This window comes from Halomonas sp. SL18_1, from assembly GCF_055755715.1.
Genome location: NZ_JBVTRK010000001.1, coordinates 2824372 through 2839052 on the forward strand (window position 1 = coordinate 2824372; position 14681 = coordinate 2839052).

At 52.5% G+C, this 14681-nt stretch carries 16 protein-coding genes and 1 pseudogene; 1 reads left to right on the forward strand and 16 read right to left on the reverse strand.

Annotation, left to right across the window (positions count from 1 at the left end):
* Positions 1–131: 131 nt before the first annotated feature.
* Positions 132–494, reverse strand: a pseudogene (locus tag ACSJDS_RS14395) (cupin domain-containing protein); the annotation flags it as partial.
* A gap of 121 nt (positions 495–615) precedes the next feature.
* Positions 616–2433 (reverse strand): ABC transporter ATP-binding protein, encoded by a 1818-nt coding sequence (locus ACSJDS_RS14400; protein WP_473033883.1) that lies wholly within the window; start codon positions 2431–2433, stop codon positions 616–618.
* 193 nt (positions 2434–2626) lie between these two features.
* Here ACSJDS_RS14400 and ACSJDS_RS14405 point away from each other — a divergent pair.
* Positions 2627–3642, forward strand: a protein-coding gene (locus tag ACSJDS_RS14405) for an IS630 family transposase (protein WP_473033884.1) whose coding sequence is annotated in 2 segments (ribosomal slippage) — positions 2627–2987 and positions 2987–3642 — 1017 coding nt in all. Because the reading frame shifts where the segments join, the coding sequence is not laid out codon by codon here.
* Positions 3643–3720: 78 nt separating this feature from the next.
* Here the strand turns inward: ACSJDS_RS14405 and ACSJDS_RS14410 are convergent.
* The 14 genes from ACSJDS_RS14410 to ACSJDS_RS14475 all read right to left on the reverse strand — a co-directional run bounded on the left by ACSJDS_RS14410 (position 3721) and on the right by ACSJDS_RS14475 (position 14455).
* Positions 3721–5007, reverse strand: coding sequence for a DUF4910 domain-containing protein (locus tag ACSJDS_RS14410; protein WP_473033885.1), 1287 nt, complete (start codon positions 5005–5007; stop codon positions 3721–3723).
* 64 nt (positions 5008–5071) lie between these two features.
* Entirely contained in the window at positions 5072–6253 is a 1182-nt protein-coding gene (locus ACSJDS_RS14415) for an NAD-dependent epimerase/dehydratase family protein (protein WP_473033886.1), read from the reverse strand.
* 88 nt (positions 6254–6341) lie between these two features.
* On the reverse strand, positions 6342–7355 hold the full coding sequence (locus ACSJDS_RS14420; protein WP_473033888.1) for a polysaccharide deacetylase family protein: 1014 nt from the start codon (positions 7353–7355) through the stop codon (positions 6342–6344).
* A gap of 36 nt (positions 7356–7391) precedes the next feature.
* Positions 7392–8216: an SDR family NAD(P)-dependent oxidoreductase gene (locus ACSJDS_RS14425; protein WP_473033889.1), complete on the reverse strand. Its 825-nt coding sequence runs from the start codon at positions 8214–8216 to the stop codon at positions 7392–7394.
* The gene (locus ACSJDS_RS14430) at positions 8206–9105 is read right to left on the reverse strand and encodes a Gfo/Idh/MocA family oxidoreductase (protein WP_473033890.1); all 900 of its coding nucleotides are present in this window, start codon (positions 9103–9105) and stop codon (positions 8206–8208) included. Before ACSJDS_RS14430 ends, ACSJDS_RS14425 begins: the two co-directional genes overlap by 11 nt.
* Positions 9106–9216: 111 nt before the next feature.
* Positions 9217–9957: an SDR family NAD(P)-dependent oxidoreductase gene (locus tag ACSJDS_RS14435; protein WP_473033891.1), complete on the reverse strand. Its 741-nt coding sequence runs from the start codon at positions 9955–9957 to the stop codon at positions 9217–9219.
* Positions 9954–10652 carry an acylneuraminate cytidylyltransferase family protein gene (locus ACSJDS_RS14440; protein ID WP_473033892.1) on the reverse strand — a complete coding sequence of 233 codons (699 nt, stop codon included), beginning with the start codon at positions 10650–10652 and terminating at the stop codon, positions 9954–9956. Before ACSJDS_RS14440 ends, ACSJDS_RS14435 begins: the two co-directional genes overlap by 4 nt.
* A gap of 44 nt (positions 10653–10696) precedes the next feature.
* Positions 10697–11395, reverse strand: a complete 699-nt coding sequence (locus tag ACSJDS_RS14445) for a sugar phosphate nucleotidyltransferase (protein WP_473033893.1) — start codon at positions 11393–11395, stop codon at positions 10697–10699.
* The gene (locus tag ACSJDS_RS14450) at positions 11386–11754 is read right to left on the reverse strand and encodes a CBS domain-containing protein (protein ID WP_473033894.1); all 369 of its coding nucleotides are present in this window, start codon (positions 11752–11754) and stop codon (positions 11386–11388) included. The genes ACSJDS_RS14445 and ACSJDS_RS14450 overlap by 10 nt, the downstream gene beginning before the upstream one ends.
* An 18-nt stretch (positions 11755–11772) precedes the next feature.
* Positions 11773–12612, reverse strand: coding sequence for a UDP-N-acetylglucosamine 2-epimerase (gene neuC / locus ACSJDS_RS14455; RefSeq protein ID WP_473033895.1), 840 nt, complete (start codon positions 12610–12612; stop codon positions 11773–11775).
* The gene (locus tag ACSJDS_RS14460; RefSeq protein ID WP_473033896.1) at positions 12557–12967 is read right to left on the reverse strand and encodes a UDP-N-acetylglucosamine 2-epimerase; all 411 of its coding nucleotides are present in this window, start codon (positions 12965–12967) and stop codon (positions 12557–12559) included. Before ACSJDS_RS14460 ends, neuC begins: the two co-directional genes overlap by 56 nt.
* Complete coding sequence (locus tag ACSJDS_RS14465) at positions 12964–13098, reverse strand: SAF domain-containing protein (protein WP_473035040.1); 135 nt, start codon at positions 13096–13098, stop codon at positions 12964–12966. Before ACSJDS_RS14465 ends, ACSJDS_RS14460 begins: the two co-directional genes overlap by 4 nt.
* The gene (gene neuB, locus ACSJDS_RS14470) at positions 13098–13982 is read right to left on the reverse strand and encodes an N-acetylneuraminate synthase (protein WP_473033897.1); all 885 of its coding nucleotides are present in this window, start codon (positions 13980–13982) and stop codon (positions 13098–13100) included. Before neuB ends, ACSJDS_RS14465 begins: the two co-directional genes overlap by 1 nt.
* Positions 13979–14455: an LbetaH domain-containing protein gene (locus ACSJDS_RS14475; RefSeq protein WP_473033898.1), complete on the reverse strand. Its 477-nt coding sequence runs from the start codon at positions 14453–14455 to the stop codon at positions 13979–13981. The genes neuB and ACSJDS_RS14475 overlap by 4 nt, the downstream gene beginning before the upstream one ends.
* Positions 14456–14681 lie beyond the last annotated feature (226 nt).

The window sequence follows — 14681 nt, forward strand, 5'->3', positions numbered from 1 at the left end:
TCATGGAGAACAGCAACCCGTACAACGGGGCCTCTCACAAGCTAACCAGATAATTAATATCTATGCATCGAACACCACCTACTTAGGCAAGTACCACATGGTCGTGATATAGTAAGCTTTTCATATAACCATCAACCGCGCCCGTAAATATCCTCAAACCGCACGATATCATCCTCTCCCAGATAGGCCCCCGACTGCACTTCGATTAACTCTAATGGGATCTTGCCGGGGTTTTCCAATGCATGCGCCTGACCAATGGGAATGTAGGTCGACTCATCCTCAGTGACGAGATATGACCTGTCCCCATTGGTGACCTTCGCAGTACCAGTCACCACGACCCAGTGCTCGGCCCGGTGATGGTGCACCTGCAACGACAGCTTGGCGCCAGGCTTTACAGTAATGTGCTTTACTTGGTAACGATGGCCGCGATCGATGCTGTCGTAGATGCCCCAGGGTCGATAGACCTCTCGATGACTCTGATGCTCGTCGCGTCCTGGAGAAGCTCCTTACTCAGGGGACTTATGACTGAGGGGCTAGAACCTGGACTTGCGCCGAGGTCGTCGTCGGATAGACACGGATACTAGGGTGATCAGAAAATCCTGCTTTCGACAACTGTCAAGCATGCTGCGCCATGCGTTGGAAGATGGTGTTGCGTGAAGCCAATTCTTCGTAACTTCCATGATCCACCACCTCTCCATCGGCCAGTAAATAGATTCTATCGCACTGCTTTACCGTGGCCAGCCGGTGGGCAACCATAATGATGGTCTTCCTACCGGAAAAATCGTGGATAGCGTCCATGATCAGCTTCTCGGTGATACCATCCAGCGCGCTGGTGGCCTCGTCCAGCACAAGCACATCCGCATTGTGGTAGAGCGCCCGAGCGATGCCGATGCGCTGGCGCTGACCGCCGGAGAGCTGCACGCCGCGCTCCCCCACCCGGGTTTCCAGCCCTTTGGGCAACTGCACCAACAGTTCATCCAGATGCGCCATGCTCGCGGCCTTCTGTACCTTGGCATGGTCAATTGCCTCCAGAGGAAGGCCAAAGGCGATGTTCTCGCGAATGGAACTATCGGCCAGGAAGATAGCCTGGGGCACGAAGCCCAAGCTGTTCTGCCAGGCACGGCGGTTGGCCTCCGTCAGTGGTTCATCATCGATCAGCACCTGACCCTGCTGGGGCTCGATCAGGCCCAGTAGCAAATCGATGGCGGTAGACTTGCCGGAACCCGAGGCCCCCACCAGACCTATCACCCGGTTGGCCGTAACCTCCATGGTCAGCCCCTTCAGGGCAGGGGTGTCCTTCCCTGGATAGCGAAACACAATATCCTGAAGGCGAATCGCCTGCCTGGGGGGGCAAAATATTGATGGCTCGTCACTCGCCACGACGCTCGGAGAATGCTCCGCTAGCATGACTTCGCGGCTGGCATAGAGATCCTCCCGGATAGCCTCGAAGGCCGCCAGGTTCGCGCGAACCTGCGAAACGCTGTTATAGATCTGCTGGAAAGCCGGCAGCAGCTTGAAACCCGCTAACGCATACACGGAGAGAATCGGCAAGATCGCGCCTAGGTTGCCTTGGTGGGCGGCCAATAGGTAAAGCACCAGGAAGATCACCGCACCGAATGCCACCAGCTCCATGGCGTAGCGTGGCACCTGGCTCAGAGCTTCGGTCACCCCCTGAGCACGGGCGAACTTCTGACTGGCCGCATCGAAGCACTGGATGAAGACAGGCTGGCGGCCCAGCAGCAAGGCATCCTTGATGCCGCCGAAACCTTCATTCATCAGCTTGAAACGCTGGCGTTGCACCGCGGTAATCACCTTGCCGTTATAATCCAGCCTGCGGCGCACGGTGCGGTAAAGCAGCAGATAGGCGATCAAGAAGATCGTGATGCCCGCCAGGGCCACGACCGGGTTATAGAGAAAAATGGCCAGCGCCATCAGGCTGGTCATGAACAGTTTGGCATTCATCTGCAGCAACTGCTTAATGATGTTATTCGTCACGCGGTTGCACTCCTGGATCACCTGGTTTGTCAGTTGGCTGCTACTGCCACCAGAGTGGAATAGCCAAGGCTGGTACATATAGTGTTTGTACAGGCGGCTGCTGAGTTCGGCACCGATTCGGCTGCCGTATATGGCAAGCCGCCAGGTTGTGTACATGGAGATCAAGGCCGCAGCAGTGAGCATGCACAGCACCCCGACTCCCATCCAGAACAGGAATTTTTCCGGAGAAGCGAGCCCGCTGAGCCGGTACAGCTGGGCCAGGTGGCCATCACCATTCAGCTGTTGTATATCGCCCACAATGGCCATGAAGGGGCCAATGGAGAGTACGCCAGCAATCTCGGCGAAGGCCATCAGCACCACTAAGACCTGCAGGCCCAGCAGCTTCTTGCGCTGCTCACGGGTAAGCAACTGAAAGAGTTCTTTGAGGTTTTTCAGCATAGGGATCAGCAGTAAGGTTCGAGGCAAGTTATCGTGCCAGAGCGGCATCATATTATAAGTTATTGGCAAACTTGGTGGGTGGTGACTAGATCCAGGGGGCTTCCTTCTTTAGGGTGGCCTCCTTGCGTTCTAAGTGCTTGATCTGAAGTTTTCGTGTAGCATTGCCGTCTGGATCACTGACACGGATGACCTCATGGCAAGGCGCCGCTTCGTTGCCCCTCTCAATGAGTCTGAAAAGCAGACACTGACCTCCGCCTATCACCATGGTGAGAAGCGCGCCCTACGTCGGCGTGCTCATGCCGTCCTGCTGAGTGACCAAGGCCATACAATCAATCAAATCAGTGAGATACTGCAGGCACGCAGTGATGCTGTATCACGATGGCTCAAACAGTGGGAAGTGTCAGGCCTCGATGGACTGATCGACAAGCCGCGCAGTGGCCGCACGCCGGCCTTGGATGACGACGACCACCATCGGCTGCAGGAGCTGGTCGCCGAACAGCCCCACCAACTCCGTTCCTTGCATGCCCGCTTTCAGGAAGAGACGGGAAAAACATCAGCATGGTGACGCTCCGCAGGGCGCTGAAAAAAAATGACCTCAGCTTCAAGCGCATTCGGCACTCACTCAAGGCGCGGCGTGACGAAACGGATTTTCGCAATACTCAGGGCCTCCTCAAGGCGCTTCACCAGCGCGAAGACCAGGGCGAACATGAGCTCTATTACTTTGATGAATCAGGCTTTTCGCAATCATCGTCGGTGCCATACGCGTGGAGCCCCATCGGTAAGCCCTGCGAGGTGACCGCCTACTCACACAGCCGCAGGCTGAACGTACTGGGATTCCTCAGCCGAGCGGGCAAGCTGGTCTATCACACCGCCACCAAACCCGTGACCACCGAAACGGTCATCGAGGCGTTTGACCAGTTTGTGGCCCAGAAAGACCCCGATACCTTCGCCGTGGTGGTGCTCGACAATGCCAGCATGCATCGCTCCAAGGCCTTCAGGCGAAAGATAATCGAGTGGATGTCGCATCGTGTGCACCTGATCTACCTATCGGCTTATTCGCCGGAGCTGAACCTGATTGAGATCCTGTGGCGGCAGATGAAGTATGCATGGTTGCCGCTGCGCGCATACCTCTCGTTTGAGCACCTCTGTGATGAGGTACACCGGCTGCTCGGTGGCTATGGAACTGATCACGCGATTAATTTTGAATAGGTACTTACTTGGTAACGAAACAGGCTTATCTGTCAGTTTAGCTAGCCGGCATCTACGTTCACGGATAGGCTTTATGAACTAAGACAAATCAACCAACCCATGCACTTTCCATTTCTCCAAATATTTATTCACCAAAGAAACAGGTAAACCAACTCGATTGGCCAGTACAGACATGCTTATTGGACGAGAAAGCGTGGGGATCAACTCCATTAGCTTTCGCATTGAGCGGCGTTGATTATCGGGAATATCACCAAAAGCGACTTGGCCGGGATCGATATAAAGGTCATAATCCGGATGCGAAAGGCAGATATTTCCAATAAAACGCTTTCTGACCAATGGGCAAGATTCAAGAATATCAATAGCATTTAACAGAACTTTAACCGACTCCTTGAGGCATTCAGGGCGCATCAAGCCAACATTATCGTGATCGCTATGATATTCCGGATAGGGAAAGCGCGACAGCGAGGCCATGGGAATACCATAGGCTTCCCAGATATATTCGTCGTTAATCAGGGCGCTAGCAAATTCTCCAGTATGATATTTACTTCCACTCTGAGATAGAGATTCCGCCAATGCGAGTTCAATATTTGATTGTTCATTACGAGAAAACTGCAGTGCTAGTTCAGTTGGTGAGCCCAGCATCTCCAACATAACTCCTTCCAATAGGCACTGCCGTTCATCGCTGGCCATTTTCCCCAGATAATATTCATTGCCAATAATGCCGGGAGTCAGCACCAACCGATAACTGAATTTCAAGTTCCGTTTGCGCAATAGCTCGAAAAGCGCGACGCCCACAGCAACGCCGGACAATCCATCATTGGCCACCCCAGGGTGGTCGAGATTGGCCCCGAAAACAATCGTCTCATCGAGCTTTCCGGGTAGGTGATACTCAAGTACTCGCAAGGGGCCGGGCTCTTCCTCGGTGTCTATCAGTACATCATAGTCGCCCGGAGGCAGTGTGTCATAGAACGCCTTAGTGACACAGAACCCCCAGTCCCGATTCCAGCTGGTGAATAGCTGACGGAAATGGAATGGAATCCTGTCGTCGTAGCGATGATCGAAATGCAGATGTTCACGCAGTTCTTCACGTGACACCTTGCCCCGAAACGGGGAAGACAAAGCCATAACCGCCATGGGGTGCCAGCGCCCGTCGTAGATCAACTCGCCATTATGAAAGATGTGTGCTACTTTGACATCCCACTTTGGCGGAATCACCCATTTATTATAGTTACCAGTCGGCGCGTAACTTATCTCTTCGAAGGGCAAAACCCCTTTCATATATTCTATCGTATAGTCGTAATCACTGGAACAAACAACACGATTAAGAGGAGTGAGGTCCGACAGAAGCTTCATCATTTCAATCATAAATATGCACTTATCAGAAATTATTTAAGTTGTGATCTGCAATTCCCCATGCATAACGCAAACATCATACCGGTATGTTATAAAACTTCTGATCATCTGGATCTTCAACCACCCCGAGCTTGATACTTCTGTGAACTTCATCAATTCCTTCAGCAACAGTTTTTGACACCACAAAGCCAAGCTCATCTTGTATTTTGTTAAATCTAACTCGATAATCTCTTGGATCTTCCTCTTTCCTTACATATTGCACCCTTCCATCTGGAATTACTTTAATTAACTCATCTACAATCATTCTCTTTGTGTAATTTTCCGCGGTATCGCCCACATTAAAAACATTGTATGCAACTTTTTCCTTGGGTGCTTCCAAAACAGCTTGTATGGCTCTAGCAAAGTCTTTTACATGGCAATAGGGCCTCCAAAATTGTTCACCAAAAACCGTCAACTCTCTACCAAGTGTAAGGTCTTTTGTGAATTCATTAACGGTTAGGTCAAACCTCATACGAGGAGAAATACCATACACTGTTGCAAATCTTAAGCAAGTAGGGCAGAAGCCATCTTCTTTATCTATTTTATTTAAGATGAAATCCTCAACTTCTACTTTCAATTTTGCGTACAAAGAGACAGGCGACAAAGATGATGTTTCATCTACGTACCCGGCTGGATCAGTCATTTTTCCATAATTACTACATGTTGATGCAAACACAAATCGTTCGATATTTTCTTGAATTGCTTTTTTAACCAAATAAACAGAACTGTCTAAATTGGTCTTCCTAGCCAAGTCGGGCTCTAACTTGCAGGCAGGGTCACCAACAATAGCAGCTAAATGAACAATCCCGTAACAATCGTTATTGCTAATGATTTTATCAATTTCAGAATATTTATTTATGTCAACATTCTTGAAAACAAACAATGGATGATTCCATACACCGATCAACGCTGAGGCACCGAATGAAAGTTTATCTATGCATACCACTCGGTAATTATTGTTCAACAGCCATCTAATCAATGTTGAACCGACATACCCCGCCCCGCCAGTGACGATAACTGTTTTTATATCCGAAAACTCGAAATTTGAATCAGTATTCGAACTAGACACAAATTTCAAATTATTAAAATAGAAACCACCCTCATTGTCTATCTTGTAGATTAGCCCACCTGCTTCATCAGTTTCAATATCTACAACCTGGCATATACGGCTAGGGGCTTCACTTATTCTAACAAGATCCCCCACTTGAAATTTTTTCACTACTAGTCTCCCTATAATTCGTAGTCTTTGGCACTATATTTTTATTCCATAGCTAGGCTTTAGGCATGCGATGAAAGGCAATTGACGTTCACACTCCTGATTTATAAGAACAACTCTTTTTTTCGAGACTTTCTGCCCACTGATTAGGTCGTGCCCCAGCTGTAGATGGCAAGTCGTTTGTGTCCAGTCTAGGCAGGCGTAAAGGATCGTTACTCTTCAAATCTGCCAACGCCACCTCGACGGTTAACCCCAATGCGCACTGCTTGTCGCGCAACATCGCCAGCAATGTGTCGTTGTATGCGCCGTAAGGATAACACATGACCCAATCGCGGGTTGGCACCCCCAGTTCGGACAAGAAGTCTAGACTGGCGTCAATCTCACGATGTTGCTCCTCAGAAGACAGAGTGTTCAGCCAGAGATGCTTGTCACCATGACTACCGATCAGCATGCCCGCGGCGTGTAACTCCCGAAGCTCGTCAGCGTTCATGTATAACTCTGCAGCAAAGGCTTTTTCATCATCGGTGACGAACCGACGAAACAGTTGGTCGATAAGCGGTGCACTCAGTGACTGTGGCAGGCCCTTCTGCAGGATACGCTTGATGAAAGTTACTTGTGGCTCGTCGTAGCGACTGCCCCGAGAAAAAGTATCGAAGTATTCCGCATTGCCTGGTAATCCGAACTCGGTACGATGGGCATCGAGGACAGAGAAAATCTCGTCAATCAGTTGCTGTGTATTGGCTTCGCTGGCAAGCGTGAATTGAATCTTATTAACGTCAAGTACTCGGCTCTCGCGAACGGCGCAGGCAGGAGGAAAGAAACTTCCTTGCAAGCCACGCTCAAGAAGCAGTGGAATCACATTTTCATAATGGTCACGGTAACCATCATCAAACGTCAGCAGCAGTGGCCGTTCCGGCAGTTCCGCCTTACCATAGGTGGCCGTGATCACCTCTTCCATGCGTACGACTTGGTAATGATGCTGAATGAAGTCGAGCTGGCCACAGAAGTCTTCCAGTTCGAGTGCTTTCAGGCTTGGATAGCGCGACCTACGTAAGGGTCGCACATAGTGATACATCACAATGGTGAGGTTGGTGTTGGTCGCCATGTTTGTGATTCTCCTGCCCCGTATCATTACCAGGCGCTACCAGGCGCTCAGGCCGCCGTCGATGTAAAGACATTGGCCGGTAACATAGCGAGAGGCATCCGAGGCCAGGTAAAGCAGTGCCCCGACCAGATCCTCAGGACGCCCCATGCGCTTCAGCGGAACACGCTGGGAGTACTGGGATACGAATTGCCCGTTCTGGCCACTCTGCACGCCCCCCGGAACCAAGGTATTGACCCGTATGCCATGCTCCGCCCAAGTGGTGGCCAGGTGACGAGCCAATCCGGCAACACCGGCTTTGGAGGCGGCATAGACGGGCGGGGTATTGATGCCGATACCCATGTATTCGGATCCGGCATAGATGCGTGGATCGCTGCCCAACTGACCATAGATGGAGCCAGTGTGAATAATGCTCCCTCCTCGGCCTTGTTCAATCATGCGGCGTCCTACGCAGCGCGATACCAAGAAGACGCCGTCAAGGTTGACAGCCATAATCTTACGCCACTCATCAAGACTATATTCCTCCACTGGCGCGAAGAAGGCTTCAAGATCGTTGGACTTGCTGGCGGCGTTATTGTGTAGCACATCAATAGCACCGAAGTGCTCGAGCGTACTGGTAACCATTGTCTCGACCGCATCCTCGCTGCTGACATCGCACCCCTGGCCGAGACAGGTAACACCCGTTTCCTGACTTAGCTCGTCGGCATAGCGCTTAGCCTCATCTCCATCCAGGTCGGCCACGACAACGTGTGCACCGTACTGGGCCAATGCCCGACAGAAGTGCTGGCCCAAAATGCCCAAACCACCGGTGACAATGGCCACACGTCCGCTGAGATCGAATAGGCTATGAAAATTAGAGTTCATTTAGTGCTACCTCATCTTTCGTTTTCAGGGCCTGTTTTCCAGCTATTAAGGTACGAATGACATCAAGCGTTGACCTGACAGGCATTGCAGGGCGCTTTTCGACGATCATGCGCCAGAACTCCCACAAAGTGCGGCGAAACATTGAGAAGTTATCGATGATGTCGAAGCCGCTTATATGCCGAGTCCCCAACAGTTCAACACGGAATATCGCCGGTACCTGGCCGAGGGCATCGATGTGGACCGATACACCGTCCGCCATCGTCACGACCAAGGAGTCGTGATCCGCCGGCAGGGCGCGCACTGCTACCGGTCGCGATGGCAGAAACGGCAGGATGGCGTCTAACAAGTGCACACCGTAGCGTTCCCAGTCGTTGACGATGGTCCCGCGCACCAGCTTCAACTCGCCATGATCCACCTGACGACTACGCCACGCATCCAACTCACGGGCGTAGCGCATTCCCGAACAGGACATCAATATGCCCCGCTCCAGATAGGGCGTAAAATAGCGCAGTTCGTTAAGATCCAGCGTCAGGGGTTTGTCGATGAAGACCGGGATACCGGCCTCGAGAAAGGGTTCGGCCAGCGGCCGATGAGAGGCATAATCGTCCCGGGCGATGATTACCGCCTCCACCTCGCCGATCATATCTCCTAACTCCGGCACGGCATTGGGTATATCGGTGGCTTCGCAAAGTGCTAATGTTTGATTGCTCTCCTGTGTCCAGGCGTGAGTCACACGCATGTCACCGATCCCGAACTCCGAGGCGTGTCGTCTGCAAACATAGTCTTCGATCCCCGGCCACCCCGCTTCTCTTAAACCTTTGCCACGATAACCATTGATGATTGAGGTAAAGGAAAAGGGATGACCGTTTCCTTCGCTCATGCCTAGCATGCCAACTCGTGTAACCATAAGAATAACCAGTGCCAGGGCTATTGAGAGATAGGCAGGTTTCAGAGGATCAGGTGTCTTTGTAACACTCAATCATCGATTCTGCCCTCGCTGTTAAGAAGATATGACGCTTGGAAAATCATCGGTAGCGGTTCCCCCTAACCAGTTGACCCCGGCCAGCTCGGGAAAAAGCGGCAGTTGTCGTCCCAACCAGAAAAATTTTCCGGTAGGACCCAACTCATTCAGAGTGAGCAAATAATCAAGGGTAGGCAGACAAATATCCGGCTCCATGGCTGCTGATGGCGCCATTCCACTCCGTACGGGACCTGGACTCATCAGGTTGATTTTTATATTAAATTCGGCATTCTCGTTAGCAGCTGTAACCGTTATAGCATTCAACATGGCTTTTGAAGCACTATAAGCCGCATAGCCGGAAAAGCAGTTGAACGGTGCTCCCGAGGTAACGTTAACGATCCGACCAAAATCATGGAGTTGCATAGCCGGAATAAGCTTTTTCATGATGATAAAAGGAGCGATCGCATTAATGCTAACGGACTGTTCCAGTGCCTCAATATCTAGATCCACAATTTGATCGCCTACATTTATTCCAGCGTTATTAACAACAAACGGAATATACGGATAGTCGTCGTTTATTTTTTGCATTAGCTCAAACAGCTCGCCCTTATCCTTGAGGTCAGTGCAATATACCTGGATTCCGGGCAATAAATCTCTCAATTTATTCAGTCGACTTTCATCCCGACCCAATGCCAACACCTGATATCGATTGGCCAGATATCGACAAATGGCACTCCCGACACCGCCTGTGGCGCCCGTTACCAGAATAGGACAGCTCATTGGATCGATTCCCCTATGCCCCCTGCGACAATGAAGTCAAGTTCATTATCGATGTCCACCGATCGTTCGGGCGGCATCACAACAGCGCCACAGCAGCCGAAAAGCAGACTCGCCCCCTTATCCGGCATGCGATTGGCAAAAAATGCATAAACCGCCCCATTCAACTGATACGCTTCCGGAAGCCTTTGACGTGGCAGCCATGGATCCACATCAGCAATAAAGGTGCTGGGCATGCCGTTCTCAATGCGCCAGGTGCGGTGGGGGTTGATTTCGGCCGCCTGGAATGTCGCAACGGAGTCGAGGCAGCCGTCGTTCAATCGCCGTAAACATGCCCGAATGTCCCCGAGCTGCCGGAAGGGACAGGTCGGCTCTAGCAGCACTATGATGTCCGCAGGATCTCCTTCCCGTATCAAAGTCCCGTAAAGATCTCGAATCGTATCACTGATCAATGCGTTATCCGTCGCCAGGTCCGCCGGTCGCATATACACTTCGGCACCGAATGACCTTGCCACGCTGGCAATCTCATCGTTATCGGTGGAAACAATGACGCGATCGATTTCATCGGCGCTCAAGGCCACTTCCACCGACCAAGCGATTAGCGGTTTGCCACCGAGGTGACGAATGTTTTTTCCCGGAACACTTTTGCTACCACCCCGAGCAGGAATCACTCCGATCACTCGATAGCTATTGATCATTAATATATCCTTAAATAAGTTATCAGGAGCAAGAAAGCCATGTATTACGAACGGAGTTGTGCCATGGTGTCGCAGTACTGCTGCCATTCCCCGGTATCTAGCCAGGCTTTGTCACTGATTGGATAGACACCAACTCGACCACCCCGCTCCTTAACCTCTTCAATCAGCTCAGTCAAATGGTAGAATTTATCTTCAGGAATTAGCTCAAGCAGCGATGACTTCAAAACATACAGACCCGCATTGACTAAAAAATTATAGTGCGGCTTCTCCCGCATGGTACATAGCTGGCCGTTTTCGACGATATCGCAAATTCCGTAGGGAATCTCATAGTGTCGCAGCGACACCACCATAGTGATATCGTTGTCTTCCTGTCGATGATGCTCAATCAAAGCATGGTAGTCAGCCTTGATGATGACATCGCAATTGGTAACGATAATATCGCCCTCTAACTGACCAGCAAGGCTGTGCAGGCCACCACCTGTACCCAGGGGCTTGTTCTCGTATACGTAATTAAGTTGGTAGGGCGGAGCTAGCTCCTCAAAGTAGGCCTGAATGAGCTTCGACTTATAGTTGATAGAAAGGTAGAAAGCTTCAACACCGCACTCGGCGAAGGAATCGAGAATCACCTCAATCGCCGTCTTCTCGCCAATCGGTATGAGCGGCTTGGGCAACACGCTGGTGAACGGCGCCAGCCGAGTTCCCTTGCCGCCGGCCATTATCACTACTGGCAGGTTCAGCAACATCTTTTCCGATTTTCTTTACGCTGATGGAATAGAGTATCCCAAAACAGCACGTCAATGATGTGGTCAGTGTCGTCTATAACTGGAACCGATGTGATATTGTGGGTTACCATGGCGCTTTTTACTTCGAAAACATTATAACCGGCCTTCGTGGAATAGGGGACCCGATTGCAGACCTCTCCGGTTGTTTCATTCAGTTCACCTCCTCTGAGAATCCAGCGGCGCACGTCTCCGTCCGTCAGAGAGCCGTACAATTGGCCATCCCCAGTGGTCACATAGAGGATTTTCCAGCCGGTTTCCTCCAACTGATGCATTGCTTCCAGAACCTTGCGCTGTTCATCGATCAAGAGTGATTCGAACATTGGAATACCCCTTCTCAGTTAGTTCTGCCCGGCAGCCAATGCCATGTCAATAAATCCCTTTTTCACCAACCCTGCTGTGAGGGGAATTGACTTCAGGGTGTCCTTGATTCGTCGTGAGATTCCACCATCATCGAAGCGTTCATAGGGGTTGCTAAGCTCGGCAAGTCGAACACGGAATGCCGGACTCAGGGCCTGCGCAATCCCGTCTCGGATCGACGCGGCTCTATTTCTCACTGAGATCACATTGTCAGCTGCCAGTCGACCTTCCTGGCGCGAGCCCACGTTTACTACGGGCAACCGGAAGGACGGTGCCTCCACCAAGCCGCTAGAGGAGTTGCCGATCATCAGGTCGAAGTGGCGAAGACAGCCATGGAAGAGCCGCTGCCCTAGGTTGTCGAATAGTTGGCTGCGATCGGGATGAGCAGCGCACCACTCACCCAGATGAGCATTGATGGCACGCCCTTGTGTATCGGCATTGGCCTTAGTGAAGACAACCTGCAAGTTTTCGTAGTGCTCGAGCGCTTCCAGTAGCTCAGCGACTTGGGGGCGCCCGCAGAGATGCGTCTCATTAGTCGCAGGATGATAGGTGACGATGGCCGTGGGGCGGTCAAGCGGCATGCCAAGGGCCTCAGCCAGTGCCTCTCGACTGACCGGTTCGCTGCGGTGCAGATGATCAAGCCCCGGCGCGCCGAAGTTGAATACCTTGTCCGGAGACTCGCCCATTTGCAGGATCCGTTGGCGATAGGGTTCTGTGGCTGGAAAATGAATATTGGCGAGTTTAGTGACGGCATGCCGGAAATATTCATCCAGGGCGCCCGACTGGTCTCCCCCCGTGCAGGTGGACAAGGGGAATACCATGTACCACCGCCGCGAGCGCAGCAGGCACGATCTCGAAGCGGTCTCCCAACAGCACCACCAGGTCGGGACGATCTTCGGCCAGGGCATCGCCGAAGGCCAGCATGGCGAGGCCCATTGCCTTGATCATTGCCGTGCGGCTATCTGCAGACAGCAGCACTTCCAGGCGTCGATGGATGTTAAAGCCGTCACGCTCGATCTCCGTAACCGTATAGCCAAACTCGGGTGACAGGTGGGCGCCACTTACCGCCAACATCAGCTCCAATTCAGGGTCCCCGTCAATTTCGCGAAGCAACCAGTAAAGCAGGCCGTAATCTGCGCGAGTCGTCGTCAGCACCCAGACGTGACGTACCTTCATGTCAGGTCTCCCCAGTCGAGGAGCTCATCGCTGGCGATCGTCCGAGTGGCCCGGCGGCCGATCACGGTATTTAGCAGGCTCGGCGATAGCCCGGATCCGGGACGCTTCAGGGTTAAATGGTCAAGGGTGATTACTTCCCCTCAGCTATAGAACATTGGGCGGTGATGCTCTTACGCACCACTTGGAGGTTGGGTCGCTCGCAGGGGGCTGGCCGCTTGCGTCCATTGCCGAGCGCATTTTCGACATGCCGGATGGCCGTTACCATGCGCTTGAAGTCGTCGGACGCAAGGGAAGCGGCATGGTCTGGTCCTGGAAGCCGTATATCCAGGGTAAAATGCTTCTCGATAATGGCAGCCCCCATTGCTACTGCTGCGATGGGGATCTCGATTCCTGCCGTATGATCGGAGTAACCCACCTTCACACCGAAGGCCGCGGCGAGGGTATGCATGCTTGACAGGTTGATCTGGTCGTAAGGTGCTGGGTATTCGGTCACGCAGTGCAGCACTGTCACCTCACCAGAACCGGCAGCATCGAGCCGCTGCAATGCCGCCTCGACGTCCGCCAAATAACACATCCCGGTCGACAATATCACCGGCTTCCCGAATTCACCGATGCGGTCCAACAGAGGCCAATTGGTAATCTCTCCCGATGGGACCTTGAACAGCCGCATACCAAGGCCATCGAGGAAAACAGCGCTTTCCACATCGAAGGCACTGGAGAGGAACTCAATGCCCTGCTTTTTGCAATAAGCATGAAGACTCAAGAAGTCATCCTCAGATAGCTCCAGCGCCTTCAGCATGCCATGTTGGGCGTTGGAGCCCGGTACCGTTTCGCGCTGGTAGGCTGCCTTAGTCGCGTGCTTGGTCACCAGCGTATCTGCCTTGAAAGTCTGGAACTTGATGGCATCGGCCCCGCAGCCCTTGGCAGCGTCGATCAGTTCGAAGGCCATCTCCAAAGAGCCGTTGTGATTGACGCCGGCCTCAGCAATCACGTAGGTGGCGGACGGGTGGATCATGCGACTCTCCTGGCAGGGGTCCCGACATAAGTGCCCGGCATGTCGATATCGCAAACTACGGTGGCACCGGCACCAATCAAGCAGTCGGCGCAGACCCGAATCCCATGGATCAGGCTGGCGCCGGTGCCGATCATGCAGCGGTTGCCAATTTCAACTCCGCCGCTGAGGACCGCACCGGGTGCCACATGAACATCGTCACCGAGGTGGCAGTTATGATCGACAGTGGCATTGGTGTTGACGATGCAGGCCCGTCCCATCCGGCTCCCGGTGACGATAACTGCACCATCCATCACCACACTGCCAGCCCCGGCAATGACCCCCTCGTGGACGATCGAGCCAGACGTATAGATGACCGGGAACTGCAGACCGTGTGCCTGGTATGCCTCGAGAATGCCCAGGCGCGGCGTGTCAACGGAGACTTTACCCATACCAAGTGCCGCCAGGTATGGCTGTACCGCTTCCCTGGCCAACATCTCGGCATCGTTTCCTCAGGAACGGCACGCCCATCACCTCCCCTTCATCTTGTGGTGCCACATATCCTCGGACAAAATAGCCCAACCGGCGCAGGCCATGAATCAACACCCGGGAATGATCACCGCCTCCCACTATGTAGAACTCGTCCACGTCGGCTCCAATCGATGGTTTTAACAAGCTAGCATGTCCCTAGCGATGTAAAATGATTCTCCTTCTAGCGCCCCA

Bases quoted from the DNA above. Each gene is read 5' to 3' on its own strand.
- ACSJDS_RS14400 (WP_473033883.1), bottom strand. From the start codon at position 2,433: ATGCTGAAAAACCTCAAAGAACTCTTTCAGTTGCTTACCCGTGAGCAG.
- ACSJDS_RS14410 (WP_473033885.1), bottom strand. From the start codon at position 5,007: ATGATTGAAATGATGAAGCTTCTGTCGGACCTCACTCCTCTTAATCGT.
- ACSJDS_RS14420 (WP_473033888.1), bottom strand. From the start codon at position 7,355: ATGGCGACCAACACCAACCTCACCATTGTGATGTATCACTATGTGCGA.
- ACSJDS_RS14425 (WP_473033889.1), bottom strand. From the start codon at position 8,216: ATGAACTCTAATTTTCATAGCCTATTCGATCTCAGCGGACGTGTGGCC.
- ACSJDS_RS14430 (WP_473033890.1), bottom strand. From the start codon at position 9,105: ATGCTAGGCATGAGCGAAGGAAACGGTCATCCCTTTTCCTTTACCTCA.
- ACSJDS_RS14435 (WP_473033891.1), bottom strand. From the start codon at position 9,957: ATGAGCTGTCCTATTCTGGTAACGGGCGCCACAGGCGGTGTCGGGAGT.
- ACSJDS_RS14440 (WP_473033892.1), bottom strand. From the start codon at position 10,652: ATGATCAATAGCTATCGAGTGATCGGAGTGATTCCTGCTCGGGGTGGT.
- ACSJDS_RS14445 (WP_473033893.1), bottom strand. From the start codon at position 11,395: ATGTTGCTGAACCTGCCAGTAGTGATAATGGCCGGCGGCAAGGGAACT.
- ACSJDS_RS14450 (WP_473033894.1), bottom strand. From the start codon at position 11,754: ATGTTCGAATCACTCTTGATCGATGAACAGCGCAAGGTTCTGGAAGCA.
- neuC (WP_473033895.1), bottom strand. From the start codon at position 12,612: ATGGTATTCCCCTTGTCCACCTGCACGGGGGGAGACCAGTCGGGCGCC.
- ACSJDS_RS14460 (WP_473033896.1), bottom strand. From the start codon at position 12,967: ATGAAGGTACGTCACGTCTGGGTGCTGACGACGACTCGCGCAGATTAC.
- neuB (WP_473033897.1), bottom strand. From the start codon at position 13,982: ATGATCCACCCGTCCGCCACCTACGTGATTGCTGAGGCCGGCGTCAAT.
- ACSJDS_RS14475 (WP_473033898.1), bottom strand. From the start codon at position 14,455: ATGTTGGCCAGGGAAGCGGTACAGCCATACCTGGCGGCACTTGGTATG.